At 70.0% G+C, this 12,493-nt stretch carries 9 protein-coding genes, 1 tRNA gene and 6 pseudogenes; 7 read left to right on the top strand and 9 right to left on the bottom strand.

Going from position 1 to position 12,493, the window contains the following annotated elements:
• Positions 1–174: 174 nt before the first annotated feature.
• A tRNA-Leu gene (locus tag ACFWBB_RS17580) sits at positions 175–259 on the bottom strand.
• 446 nt (positions 260–705) lie between these two features.
• Positions 706–1,164: a MarR family winged helix-turn-helix transcriptional regulator gene (locus ACFWBB_RS17575; RefSeq protein ID WP_385272478.1), complete on the bottom strand. Its 459-nt coding sequence runs from the start codon at positions 1,162–1,164 to the stop codon at positions 706–708.
• Positions 1,165–1,227: 63 nt separating this feature from the next.
• On the opposite strand from ACFWBB_RS17575, the gene ACFWBB_RS17570 reads away from it, so the two are divergent.
• The gene (locus tag ACFWBB_RS17570; RefSeq protein ID WP_385272475.1) at positions 1,228–1,596 is read left to right on the top strand and encodes a VOC family protein; all 369 of its coding nucleotides are present in this window, start codon (positions 1,228–1,230) and stop codon (positions 1,594–1,596) included.
• 659 nt (positions 1,597–2,255) lie between these two features.
• On the opposite strand, the pseudogene ACFWBB_RS17565 reads toward ACFWBB_RS17570, so the two are convergent.
• A pseudogene (locus ACFWBB_RS17565) lies at positions 2,256–2,480 on the bottom strand (recombinase family protein); the annotation flags it as partial.
• 20 nt (positions 2,481–2,500) lie between these two features.
• Here ACFWBB_RS17565 and ACFWBB_RS17560 point away from each other — a divergent pair.
• Positions 2,501–2,833: pseudogene (locus tag ACFWBB_RS17560) on the top strand (recombinase family protein); the annotation flags it as partial.
• Positions 2,834–2,914: 81 nt separating this feature from the next.
• On the opposite strand, the pseudogene ACFWBB_RS17555 reads toward ACFWBB_RS17560, so the two are convergent.
• A pseudogene (locus ACFWBB_RS17555) lies at positions 2,915–4,141 on the bottom strand (DNA-binding domain-containing protein); the annotation flags it as partial.
• A 141-nt stretch (positions 4,142–4,282) separates the two neighbouring features.
• On the opposite strand from ACFWBB_RS17555, the pseudogene ACFWBB_RS17550 reads away from it, so the two are divergent.
• Positions 4,283–4,549, top strand: a pseudogene (locus tag ACFWBB_RS17550) (MFS transporter); the annotation flags it as partial.
• Positions 4,550–4,755: 206 nt separating this feature from the next.
• Here ACFWBB_RS17550 and ACFWBB_RS17545 read toward each other — a convergent pair.
• Complete coding sequence (locus ACFWBB_RS17545) at positions 4,756–5,433, bottom strand: GntR family transcriptional regulator (protein WP_385272472.1); 678 nt, start codon at positions 5,431–5,433, stop codon at positions 4,756–4,758.
• Positions 5,434–5,678: 245 nt separating this feature from the next.
• Positions 5,679–6,626: a beta-ketoacyl-ACP synthase III gene (locus tag ACFWBB_RS17540; protein ID WP_385272469.1), complete on the bottom strand. Its 948-nt coding sequence runs from the start codon at positions 6,624–6,626 to the stop codon at positions 5,679–5,681.
• 447 nt (positions 6,627–7,073) lie between these two features.
• On the opposite strand from ACFWBB_RS17540, the pseudogene ACFWBB_RS17535 reads away from it, so the two are divergent.
• The 3 genes and pseudogenes from ACFWBB_RS17535 to fdhD form a co-directional block, all read left to right on the top strand.
• Positions 7,074–7,601: pseudogene (locus ACFWBB_RS17535) on the top strand (2-dehydropantoate 2-reductase); the annotation flags it as partial.
• Positions 7,590–8,303 (top strand): annotated as a pseudogene (locus ACFWBB_RS17530) (4Fe-4S dicluster domain-containing protein); the annotation flags it as partial. The pseudogenes ACFWBB_RS17535 and ACFWBB_RS17530, both read left to right, overlap by 12 nt.
• 6 nt (positions 8,304–8,309) lie before the next feature.
• Complete coding sequence (gene fdhD, locus ACFWBB_RS17525) at positions 8,310–9,158, top strand: formate dehydrogenase accessory sulfurtransferase FdhD (RefSeq protein WP_385272466.1); 849 nt, start codon at positions 8,310–8,312, stop codon at positions 9,156–9,158.
• A gap of 154 nt (positions 9,159–9,312) precedes the next feature.
• Here the strand turns inward: fdhD and ACFWBB_RS17520 are convergent, their stop codons facing one another.
• Both ACFWBB_RS17520 and ACFWBB_RS17515 read right to left on the bottom strand, forming a co-directional pair.
• Positions 9,313–9,840 carry an isochorismatase family protein gene (locus tag ACFWBB_RS17520; RefSeq protein ID WP_385272463.1) on the bottom strand — a complete coding sequence of 176 codons (528 nt, stop codon included), beginning with the start codon at positions 9,838–9,840 and terminating at the stop codon, positions 9,313–9,315.
• 19 nt (positions 9,841–9,859) lie between these two features.
• Complete coding sequence (locus tag ACFWBB_RS17515; protein WP_385272460.1) at positions 9,860–10,297, bottom strand: MarR family winged helix-turn-helix transcriptional regulator; 438 nt, start codon at positions 10,295–10,297, stop codon at positions 9,860–9,862.
• A gap of 83 nt (positions 10,298–10,380) precedes the next feature.
• On the opposite strand from ACFWBB_RS17515, the gene ACFWBB_RS17510 reads away from it, so the two are divergent.
• Entirely contained in the window at positions 10,381–11,298 is a 918-nt protein-coding gene (locus ACFWBB_RS17510) for a zinc-binding alcohol dehydrogenase family protein (protein WP_385272457.1), read from the top strand.
• Between the two features lie 43 nt (positions 11,299–11,341).
• On the opposite strand, the gene ACFWBB_RS17505 is transcribed toward ACFWBB_RS17510, so the two are convergent.
• Positions 11,342–12,415, bottom strand: coding sequence for a bile acid:sodium symporter family protein (locus ACFWBB_RS17505; RefSeq protein WP_385272454.1), 1,074 nt, complete (start codon positions 12,413–12,415; stop codon positions 11,342–11,344).
• Positions 12,416–12,493: the final 78 nt, after the last annotated feature.

The raw sequence follows: 12,493 nt of genomic DNA, 5'->3' as shown, positions 1-12,493 counted from the left end.
GTAGCCCTGCGAGGGGGCTGCCGAGGTACCCGACAGGACAACCGATAAACGGGCTTCCGCGACATTACGGAGGCAATGGACACGGAAACAACAAAACCCGCACCCGGCGAGACGCCGAATGCGGGCAATTGCTTTGGTGACCGAGCGGATTCCGCTCGATACATAGAGTGAGAGTGTCCGAGGGGGGACTTGAACCCCCACGCCCGATAAAGGGCACTAGCACCTCAAGCTAGCGCGTCTGCCATTCCGCCACCCGGACCAGGTGTTGCCGCTGCGCGAGGTCTCCCCGCGGCGACAGGGACAACAATACCAAGCTTTCGGAGTGCGTTTCACCCGCATATCCGCTGGCCGGGCGGCTGACGGTGACCGCCGCGCGAGACCTCGCCCCGGGTGACCGGGTGACCGGGTGATCACTTCGCCGTCGGCTCCTCGACGACGAGCATCCGCAGCGCCCGCAGCAGTCCGGCAGTCCGGCGACCGATCGTGGGTCCGGCAGCCCGGCAGCCCGGCAGCCCGGGCGCCCGACGCACCCGACGCACCCGAGGCACCCGAGGCACCCGAGGCACCCGAGGCACCCGAGGCACCCGAGGCAGCATCGGTCGGCCGGGCTGCCGGGAGGTGTCGGTTTTCGAGGTCGCCTGCCCGGATTTCCACGCTCGGCTGCACTCCATTGCGAGCGCGGCAAGACGTGCGCCGAGGAACGAGCTATGCACCGTCGTTGGCATCGCGCAGGGAATGAATCATGCTCTGCAGGATCCGGAACGCGCCTGACTGCTCGGTCTCGGTCATGCCGGCCAGCATTCTGACCTCGACGGACCGGACCGCTACGGTCGCCTTCTCCAGGCTCCGTCGGCCGCGAGGCGTGAGCCGCGCGGGAAGGACCTTCCCGACGGGTGCCTCCGCGGGCCTGGTCACGTAGCCGTCTCGTTCCAGGGCCTGGAGCAGCACGTTCATCGACTGCCGTGTCACGAACGCGCCCCGCGCGAGCTCGGAGTTCGACAAGCCCGGCCGTTGGGCCAGCAGCTCGAGGCAGGAGTAGTGCGTCACGCTCATCCCGAGTGGCCGCAGCACCTCCTCCATGGCTGCGCGCAGGGCGCTCGAAGCCTCTTTCAGTAGGTAGCCCAGTGATTTGTCCAGGTCGACGCCGGCACCGTTTTGACTCATGTCAGAAGTCTGACATAAATTGGTCTGTGTCAGGAATCTGACACGAAGCGAAGGAGCATCATCATGCCCGCCACCGGCCCCGACTTCATCTCGCTCCAGGCGCGCGACCTCGACGCTTCGCAGGCGTTCTACGAGCAGTACCTCGGCCTCGTCCGCTCGCATGCCGGACCTCCGCACGCCGTCGTCTTCGAGACGAAGCCGATCGCGTTCGCACTCCGCGACGTCGTTCCCGGCACCGATCTCGCATCCGTTGCCCAGCCCGGCATTGGTGCCGCGATCTGGCTCCACGCCACCGACGTCCAGGCCATCCACGATGCTCTCGTCGCCGACGGTCACACCATCGTCTCCGCACCGATTGACGGCCCCTTCGGCCGGACATTCACCTTCGCCGATCCCGACGGCTACCAAGTCACTCTCCACGACCGCACCTGATAAGCCGAACGCCACCGACGATCACCGTTTCCCCGAAGACCGCCGGTTGCGCCCGAGGCAACCTGGGGCACCTACCAGCGCACCGTGTCCGCCTACCGACACCCTGACCACCGCGCCAGCAAGAAGGCTCTCCACTACGTCACGCAACCCTGCAACGGCATCCCCGGCATCCTTACCCCCGTCAAGACCGGCACCCCCCGCAACCAGCGCACCAGTGCCCCCACCGGCCCCACTGTCGGGCATCACGCCCGGGCCGGGCAGGGCCCGCTGTACCGGCTGGCCGACTACCTCGACCAGCACGGCCGCCACCACCGCGCCGAGATCATCCCCCCATTGACTTCTGGACCGCGGCCGCCGCCTACGCCCACCCCGCCGACCTGATCACACTCGGAAATGCCGCCTGGGACCGTGGCCTGTACCGCGACGCCGCTCAACTCCACAAACACGCCACCACCCACGGCAACCCCCACGCCGCAACCGCCCTCGTCATCCACCTCCATACCCTGCACCCCACCGACCCGCGCCCCGCCCAATGGGCCGCCGCCCACGTGTCCCTCGACGACCCGTACGCCGTGGCCGATCTGCTGGACTGGCTGCGGGAGGCCGGGGCAGGGGAGCAGGTCACCGCGTTGACCGAACGGCTTACTGCCGCAGGGCATTTCAACCAAGCGGCGTAGGTCGTCCAGGTTGCGCGCGAGCCGGTCCATCGAATGCACCAGCACCGTGTCGCCCTCGCGCACGAACGCGATCAAATCCTCCAGCTTCGGCCGGGCGGCGTCCTTGCCCGATGCCTTGTCGGTGAAGACGCGCTCGACCGGCACGCCGTCGAGCTGGCGGACAGTGTTCTGGTCGACGCTGCTGACCCTTACATACCCGACCCGCACCGACGTGCTCCCTGCGGATGCTGACCAGCAAGGGTGTGAAGGTGGAGTTCGTGAAGGAGAGCCTCGCCTTCACCGGGGAGGACTCGCCCATGGCGACGCTGCTGCTGTCGGTGATGGGCGCGTTCGCCGAGTTCGAGCGTGCCCTGATCCTCGAACGCCAGCGCGAGGGGATCGCCGCGGCCAAGGCGCGTGGCGTCTACACCGGCCGCAGGCCCGCGCTCACCAACGAGCGTGCCCGCGAACTGCGCGAGCGGGCCGCCGCCGGCGAGCGTAAGTCCGTGCTGGCCAAGGATTTCGGTATCAGCCGCGAGACCGTCTACAGCTATCTGCGCACGGTGCCGGTCCCGGAATGAGGGTCGTCCGCGCGACGCTCATCGGCTCCGTTCCGGATCCAAGGAAGTGGAACAGCCTCAGATGAGGTCGAGGCGCCCCAGCACGCGGTCGATCACGAACCCCGACCGCGACAGGGTCCTGCGGATCACCGGCAGGAAGTCCACGAGGAAGGCGGTCTCGTTGGTCACCGTCACCAGCGGCCCCGACGCGGCGGCCTTCTCGGACCAGACCCCGGCCGGAGGGCGGCCCAGTGTCTCGTGGACCTGGCCGTGATCGCCGGCCAGCGCCAGCGCCAGCCAGCCCTGCAACTCCCTTACGGTCAGCACGGCCTTGCCGTCGCTGTCGTAGGTGCCGCGCTCGGCGACGGACGAGAACGTGGTGCCCGGCAGTTCGTGCACGAGCTGCATCATCGTGCCGATCAGCCGCTCGACGATCCCGCCGAAGTGGGGCTGGCCGGGCGGCCGGTAACGCAGCTTGATGCCGTGCTGGTCGCAGCCGCGGCGCAGGGCCTCGCTCTTGAACTCGGCCGCGTTGTCCAGGTACAGCTCGCGCGGCTTGCCGCTCATCGGCCATACCGCCTCCACGCCCAGCCGCTCCAGCCACGGCCGCTTATCCATCGCCGTGTGGGCCAGACACAGCCCGACCGAGGTCGCCGACGGCGCCTCCAGCGTCACCACCAGGCCCACCACGCACCGGCTTGCCACGTCGATCGCCGCCGTCAGATAAGGACGGCCGATCGGCAGCCGGTACCGCTCGTCGACCACGATCACATCCACCGGCGTGTGGTCGACCTGAACCTGCTCCAGCAGCCCGGTGACCGCCGGCGGTACACCCCCGGCCGACCGGAGAGGACGAACCGCCTCTCTTCCTTCGCGCCCCGAGACCGAAGTCACCGGGTCCAGCCGCTCGATCCGCCGCTGTACCGAGCCCCGCGAAGGAGTCCGCAGGCCGCGAGCCCGGCATTGACGCGTGATCTCCTTGTAGACCGCCGCCACCGAGCGGCGCTGCCGCGTCAAGTACCAGGTCCGTAGCGCTTCCTGGACGATCGTCTCGACCTCACCAGACAAACGCCCGCCGCCGCGGCCTCCGCTGGAACGGTCAGGCAGCAGGTCCGACACCACTCCCTCACCAGCGCGCCACCGTCCAAGCAGGACATACACCTGGCGCCGGGAGACCCGCAGCCGCTCGGCGGCCTCATCCGCCTCCGCCAGCCCCACTGTGTCCTTCGCCGCGAGCGACCCGATCACCTCGGCCTGCCGCACTGCGGTCTCCCACATCTGGGTCGGCGCGGTCAGCACCCCGCGCTCGGCCACCGGTTCCTCTGCCATCCGGAAGCCTCCGTCACGCACACGTCTACGGACAACTCGACCGTAATGCAGGCGAGTTCGGCCCGTCCGGCGCGTTCGCAGTTCCCTGCACTCGACAGGGAATCACCAACTCACCCGTGCACGCGACTTCGGAAACTGACAGCGATGACCGCGGACTACTTCGGCGAGAACAGCAACGCCAGCAACTACGGCATGGTCTACAGCTCCAAGCTCGTCTCGGGCCTCGTGGGCTCCGGAGTCGGCTCGATCGTGGTCGACGTGTGGGACTACGAGGGCGCGTTCGTCCTGGCGGGCAGCATCGGCCTCGCCTCCGCGGTACTGGCGCTCTTCCTCAGGGCGCCCGGCAGGCCGGCGGCCAGTCGCCGGATCATCCCCAATCCGCACCCGCTCGGCGAGGAGACGGCCTGACTTGGACCGATGCACACGAAAACGGCCGGGCGCCCTCGCAGGGCCCCGGCCACGGAGTCAAGGGGGGGCCAAGGGGACGCGGGGTCAGGGATCACCCAATTTCGCACGGGAGTTGGGGCCGCCGTCCCGCAACAGCTTGAGCAGGCGGGCCTGTTGAGCGTTCGCGGGTCGCGACGTCATGCGTCTCACGAGAGGGTCAACGGGGATCAGGACTTGTCGCGGGCGTGATACGACCGCCGGGTGTGCTCGGTGTGCTCACGCATCAACCGGGTGGCCAGCTCCTCGTCTTGGGCCGCGATCGCGGCGATCAGATCGCGGTGCTCGATCCAGGACTGGTGGCCGCGCCGGCGGGCGATCGGGGTGTAGTACCAGCGCACCCGGCGATCGACCTGGGCCGCGAGTTCGGCCAGTACCGCGTTGCCCGCGAGTTCGATGATCTTCGTGTGGAAGCGGGCGTTCAGGGCGACCGCGGTGTCCACGTCGTCGCTGGCCACGGCCAGCATGCCCTGCGCCAGGATCTCGTCCAGGGCCTCGACGCCGGCCTGGTCGGCGTGCGCCGCGGCCAGTCGCGCGGCCTCCGCCTCCAACAGCGTACGGACGCTGAGGAGTTGGTCCGCCTCGTCCTCGGTCGGCTCGTGCACGAAGGCGCCCTGGGCGGGCCTGAGGTCCACCCACCCCTCGGTGTTCAGCCGCTGCAGCGCCTCGCGCACCGGCTGCCGTGAGACGCCGAGGTGCGTGGCGAGTTCGCTCTCGACCAGGTGCTGGCCGGGCTGGAGGGCACGGGTGGTGATGAGTTCGAGCAGTGCCTCGTAGACGCGGTCCCGCAGCGGGCCGGGCCGTTCGAGTCTGGGCACCGCGCCCTGCGGCAGTCCTCTCGACAACATCGGTCGGTCCCCCTTCTGGGCAACACCGGGCAACTGCAGCCGGAAAGCCACGTATCGATTGGCGCACTCGGCTGTCCGCAGCCGATCGACCGGGCTACAGCCGGTAGCGACGGTCCGCGGCCGAGTATCGATTGTCTTTCGTCTACAGTCTACGGCGCACAGTAGCCAGAGCGGGGCACAGTCGATCGCGTCACACTACGCCGCGCCCTCCCCGTACCCATGCGCCCCGGCGCAGCCGCCCCCACTCACGGGCAGCGCACGACCTGTCCCGCGTACGACAGATTGCCGCCGAAGCCGAACAGCAGGACCGGGTCCCCCGTGGAGACCGCGCCCCGCTCGACGAGCTTGGAGAAGGCGAGCGGGATGCTGGCCGCGGAGGTGTTACCCGATTCGGTGACGTCACGCGCGATCACCGCGTTGACGGCGCCGATCTTCTGCGCGAGGGGTTCGATGATGCGCAGGTTCGCCTGGTGCAGGACGACGGCGGCGAGGTCCTCGGGGGTGAGGCCAGCCCGCTCGCAGGCCTTCCGCGCCAACGGCGGCAACTGGGTGGTGGCCCAGCGGTAGACGCTCTGCCCCTCCTGCGCGAACCGCGCCGGCTGCCCCTCGATGCGCACCGCGTGCCCCATCTCGGGCAGCGAGCCCCACAGCACCGGCGCGATGCCGGGCTCGGTGCCGTCGGGACAGGCCTCGACCACGGCGGCGCCCGCTCCGTCACCGACGAGCACGCAGGTCGTGCGGTCGCTCCAGTCGGTCACCTCGGACATCTTGTCGGCGCCGATGACCAGGGCACGGGTGGCGGCACCCGCCCGGACGGTGTGGTCGGCGGTGGCGAGCGCGTGGGTGAAACCGGCGCAGACGACGTTGATGTCCATCGCCGCCGGCTGCGGGATACCCAGGCGCGCGGCCACCCTGGCGGCCATGTTCGGCGAACGGTCGACGGCCGTGGAGGTGGCGACCAGCACCAGGTCGATGTCGCCCGGCGTGAGGCCGGCCGCCGCGAGCGCCTTGGCGGCGGCGTGCGCGGCCAGCTCGTCCACGGGCTCGTCGGGGCCCGCGATGTGGCGCGTACGGATGCCCACCCGGCTCCTGATCCACTCGTCACTGGTGTCGACCAGGCTCGCCAGGTCCTCATTGGTGAGCACCTTGGCGGGCTGGTAGTGGCCGACGGCGGCGATGCGCGAGCCGTTCATTGGGGGGTCCCCTCGTTGCCTTGGGTAGCGGGATCCACCAGTCTGATCAGTGACTCACGGGTACGAGGGCGCGTGAAGCGACAGGAAACCGGTTCCCTGGTTGTCGGCTTCCCCATAGCCCTCGGACTCCCGAGCAGTCGCCGAACCGTACCCGCCGCCCACCCGCCCCGCTGACACCACTACCCGGTGAACAGCTGCGTCGCCTTCTGTGCCAGCTCGTACACCCCATAGGCGAGCGGTGCGCCCACCCACCACACGGACCGCCTCGGCCACACGCACCACCTCGACCGCGCCTCCCGCATCGCCCACGCCTACCGCCCGGACTGCCCGGCTGCCCCGGCGATGCGCGCGAACCCCCGCCGCCCTCACTTCCGTACTGTAGACAATATTTCGTCGACAGGATTCGACAGTTCCTCGGTACCCCCGACCGAACGGAGCTCCCTCGCCATGAAGGTCGCAGTCCTCGGCGCCGGTGCGATCGGCGCCTACGTCGGTGCGGCGCTCCACCGCGCCGGCGCCGACGTGCACCTCGTCGCCCGTGGACCGCATCTCGCGGCCATGAGGCGGGACGGGGTGCGGGTGCTCAGCCCGCGCGGCGACTTCACCGCCCGCGCCCACGCCACCGACGACCCGGGTGAGATCGGCCCGGTCGACTTCGTCCTCCTGGGTCTCAAGGCCAACTCGTACGCGGCGTGCGGGCCGCTGATCGAGCCCCTGCTGCACGACTCCACGGCGGTGGTCGCCGCCCAGAACGGCATTCCCTGGTGGTACTTCCACCGACACGGCGGTCCGTACGACGGTCTGCGTATCGCGAGCGTGGACCCGGACGGCGCGGTCAGTGCGGTGCTCGCGCCCGAACGGGCTGTCGGCTGTGTGGTGTACGCGGCCACCGAGCTTCAAGGCCCGGGGGTCGTACGGCACTTGGAAGGAACCAGGTTCTCCGTCGGCGAGCCGGACCGCGGTCTGACCCCGAAGAACGCCTGCCGGGTCTGCGTCGTGGAGGTCGAGGGCTCCCGGACCCTGGTGCCTGCCTGTTCCCGCAGGGCGGAGCCCGGCATGGAGGTCCGTACCGGCACCGAACGGACCCGGCACAGCCGCAAGATCGTTCTCGAGCTGCTCGCGTCCTCGGTCGACCTGTCCACGACACCGACGGCCGCGGAATGGATCAAGGAGTACGAGGCGAAGCCGGACCGCTTCGGACCCGACGCGGCCCGGGCGAACGAGGAACCGAAGATCGACAACGATCTGTACGTGCACGATTACGGCAAGTGCGTCCTCTGCTACAAATGCGTGGACGCCTGCGGTGACCAGTGGCAGAACACCTTCGCGATCTCCGTCGCGAGGCGCGGTTTCGACGCCCGGATCGCCGTCGAGCACGACGCGGCGCTGACCGAATCGGCGTGCGTGTACTGCGGGAACTGCATCGAGGTGTGCCCGACCGGGGCGCTGTCGTTCAAGTCCGAGTACGACCGGCGAGCGGCCGGGAACTGGGACGAGTCGGCGCAGACCCGGACCACGACCGTGTGCGCGTACTGCGGGGTGGGCTGCAACCTCACGCTCCATGTGCAGGACAATGACATCGTGAAGGTCACCTCACCGCACGACAACCCGGTGACCCACGGGAATCTCTGCATCAAGGGCCGCTTCGGCTACCAGCACGTACAGAACCGGGGCTGATCACGAATGGGACGAGTCACCCAACGACGCAAAGTGATCCGCATCAGGGACGGAGTGGTCTCCGCCCGGCCGGACACCCTGGTCGCCGAGGAACCACTGGAGATCAGGCTCAACGGAAAGCCGCTGGCCATCACCATGCGCACGCCCGGTGACGACTTCGCGCTCGCCGCCGGTTTCCTGGTCAGCGAAGGCGTACTGGCCGCCGCATCCGATCTGCTGAACATCGTCTACTGCGCGGGTGCGACGGGAGAGGGAGGGTCCAACACCTACAACGTGGTGGACGTCCGGACGGCCGACGTGACGATGCCCGACATCACCCTCGAGCGGAACGTCTACACCACCTCCTCGTGCGGCCTCTGCGGCAAGGCGAGCCTGGACGCGGTCCGTACGACCACCCGCTGGCCCATCGCCGACACTCCCCCGCTCCGGATCGAGCCCGAACTGCTCTCGAGCCTCCCCGACCGGCTTCGCGAGGCCCAGCGGGTCTTCGACCGGACCGGGGGGCTCCACGCGGCGGCCCTGTTCTCCGAGGACGGCGAGCTGCTGGACGCACGGGAGGACGTGGGGCGGCACAACGCGGTCGACAAACTGGTCGGCCGCGCCCTGCAGAACGGGGACCTGCCCCTGTCGCGGACGATCCTGATGGTGTCGAGCCGGGCCTCGTTCGAGCTGGCACAGAAGGCCGTGATGGCGGGCGTCCCCGTACTCGCGGCGGTCTCGGCGCCCTCCTCCCTGGCCGTGGACCTGGCCGCGGAGACCGGACTGACCCTGGTGGGCTTCCTGCGGGGCAGCTCCATGAACGTGTACGCGGGTGAGGACCGCATCACCCTGCGGACCACGGCCGCCCAGGGCTGAACCGGTTCCCCGCGGCACGGCGGCGGGGCCCCGACCGGCGGGGAGCGCCCCCTGCGCCGCAGGGGCCCCGCCTCGGTCCGCCCCGCCTCGGTCCGCCCCGCCTCTACCGCGCCCCGCCTCTGCTCCGCCGCGACCCCGCCGGATCCCGCCCGCCTCAGTCGTTCGCGAAGCGCACGTCGGCCGCACGCGTCACCCTCCCCAGCCGGGGGAAGTCGAGTTTCACCGACGCCTCGTGCTCGGCCGCGGTGAGAGCGGACATCGCGTCCTCGACGAAGACCAGGTCGTAACCGAGGTCGCCGGCGGCGCGGGCGGTGGACTCGACGCCGAGGTTGGTGGCGACGCCGCCGAAGACGAGGGTGGTCACGCCGCGTTCGCGGAGACGATCGTTGAGCCCGGTCCCCTGGAAGGCGCCGATCGTCCGCTTGACGATCTCCAAGTCACCGTCGTGGAGCAGCCCTTGGACCAATCCGCTGCCGGGCGGCTGGTCGGCGACGCCGGGACGCTCGACGCGGACAAGAACGACGAGCGCCCCGGCCGAACGGAACGCCGACGCCAACTCCTCGGCAGCGGTGAGCACTTCGGCGCCTTTGCGGGGCTCCAGGGGCAGCGCGACGATGCGGTCCATCAGATCGACGAGGACGAGGGCGCTGCGCGCGGGGGCGAGTGGGAGAGCTGCGGTCATGACGGAACGTTATCCCTCGTCAGCCGTCCGTACCGGAAATCCGGATCAACATGCTCATGAAATGCTCACGTTCGGCAGCGGAGAGCGGGGCGAGCAACGCGTCGTTCGCTCCCCGAGCGGCCTCCTCACAGCGCCGGAGCAGCCGTCGGCCTTCCTCGGTGAGCGACACGGCGTTCTTCCGGCGGTCGTTCGGATCCGGCTCCCGCACGGCGAGTCCCGCGGACTGGAGGTCGTTGAGGACGCCGACCAGGTCCTTGGGATCGAGTCCGACACTGCGGCCGAGGTCGGCCTGGGCGACGGGGGCGAGGTCGCGGACGGCGGAGAGCACGACGTGGTGCCACATCCTGAGACCCTCGGCGGAGAGAGCGTCGGCCACGAGGGCGCGACCTCGCGCGGCGGCCCGGCCGAGGAGCCAGCTGGGGAGCGCGCGAATGGCGGCGAGGGGCGCTTCGGACATGGTCGCACCCTACCGGTAACTCATTGGACTTCCCAACGAACTTGCGGATACCGTTGGGATTCCCAACGAATTCTGGAGGTGCGATGCGTCGCGTCCGATACGACTCCACCGGCGGCCCCTTGTTCCTGGAGGAGGTACCCGTCCCGGAGCCGGGAGCAGGCGAACTGCTCGTACGCTGCGCGGCGATCGGCGTCACCCTCCCCGTCGTCCGCAAGGTCACGGAGGCCGCGGAACCGATCGCCCTCGGGGGCGAGATCGCCGGGGAGGTCGTGGCCGTCGGGGACGAGGTCACCCGGTTCCGGGGCGGCGAGCGGGTGACCGGCCTGTGTTTCGGCCACGGCTACGCCGACTTCGCGCTCCTGCGGGAGGCGATGACGTCGCCCGTCCCGGACGACGCGAGCGCGGTCGACGCGGTCGCCCTGGTCCGCAGCGGCCTGGTCGCGCTGGGCGCCCTCACCGCCGCGCGGCCCGAACCCGGCGAGACGGCTCTCGTCACCGCCGCGGCGAGCGGGGTGGGCCATCTCGCCGTGCAGCTCGCGCGGGCGCGTGGCGCGACCCGGGTCGTGGGCGCCGTGTCCGACCCGGCCAAGCGCGACTTCGTGAGCGCGCTGGGCGCCGACGACGTCGTCACCTACGACCGGGACGACTGGGACGCCCGCGCCGACTACGTCCTGGACGGGGTCGGCGGCGCGTTGCTCACCCCCGCCCTCGCGGCTCTCGCTCCCGGCGGACGGCTCGTGGCGTACAGCTCCGGCGGCGGGACGATCCAGGCCTACGACCTGCTGGTGGGCGCCAAGTCCGTGATCGGCTTCCAGATGGCCCGGGTCGCGCGCGGGAATCCCGGATTGTACGAGCAGTGGCGCCAGGAGCTGTGGCACCTGTTCCGGGCGGGGAGGCTGAAGCCGGCCGTACACGAGGAGTTCGCCCTCAAGGACGCGGCCGCGGCGCACGCGACGATCGAGTCACGGAGCAATGCGGGCAAGGTCGTCCTGGTGCCGTGAGCAGGTCGGCGGCGGCCGTCTCACGCCCCGACCGGCGCCCGTCTCACGCGGCCGTCGGCGACCGCTCGTCGACGGGTTCCCGCGACGCCTCCCGCGGGTCCCTCGCCCGGCGTTTGGCGATGACCGCGCACACCATCAGCTGCATCTGATGGAAGAGCATCAGCGGCAGCACCGCCAGCGAGGCGTGCGCACCGAACAGGACGCTCGCCATGGGCAGCCCCGAGGCGAGGGACTTCTTGGATCCCGCGAACTGGATGGCGATGCGGTCCTCGCGGTCGAACCGCAGCGCCTTGCCGCCGTACCAGGTCAGGGTGAGCATCACCGCGAGCAGCACCGATTCGACGACGAGCAGGCCACCCAGCCGTACGGCGCTGACCTGGTGCCAGATGCCCCGGACCATGCCCTCGCTGAACGCCGTGTAGACGACGAGGAGGATCGAGCCCCGGTCGACGAGCCCGAGCACCTTCCTGTGCCGGGTCACGAACCCGCCGATCCACCGGCGCAGCAGTTGTCCCGCGAGGAACGGCACGAGCAGTTGCAGCACGATCTCCACCAGCGAGTCGGCGGAGAAGCCGCCGCCACCACTGCCGAGCAGGGCGGCCGCCAGCAGCGGCGTGACGACGATGCCGACCAGGGAGGAGAACGAGCCCGCACAGATGGCGGCCGGCACGTTGCCACGGGCGATGGAGGTGAAGGCGATCGACGACTGGATGGTCGACGGAACCAGGGTGAGGAAGAGCAGCCCCTGGTAGAGCGGGTGGGTGAGGAACACCGGGACAAGACCGCGCGCGGCCAGGCCCAGCAGCGGAAAGACAAGGAAGGTGCAGCCGAGGACGGTGACGTGGAGCCGCCAGTGCTTCAGTCCGTCCAGCGCCTCACGGGTGGACAGCCGGGCGCCGTACAGGAAGAAGAGGAAGGCGATCGCGGCCGTGGAGGCGCCGGAGGCCACGTCGGCGGCGGCGCCCCGGGCCGGGAACAGCGCCGCGAGGCCGACGGTCCCTAGCAACAGCAGGATGTAGGGGTCGACCGGCATCCAACTCGGCCAGTGCAGGCGTTTCACGGTGCTCCACGTGCGGTTCGACAGGCTTGCGACGGGGCTCGGAGAGCCCCTCCCCATCGTCCTCCCGCGCACCGTGATCGGGAATCCGGTATACCGCTCTCACTGTCATCGGATATCGCGATGACCGGAGCGCAA

Origin of the sequence: Streptomyces sp. NPDC060000 (assembly GCF_042737375.1) — a bacterium.
GTDB lineage: Bacteria > Actinomycetota > Actinomycetes > Streptomycetales > Streptomycetaceae > Streptomyces.
Note: the sequence above shows the minus strand (reverse complement) of the source record. Positions and strands in the feature narration are given on the sequence as shown.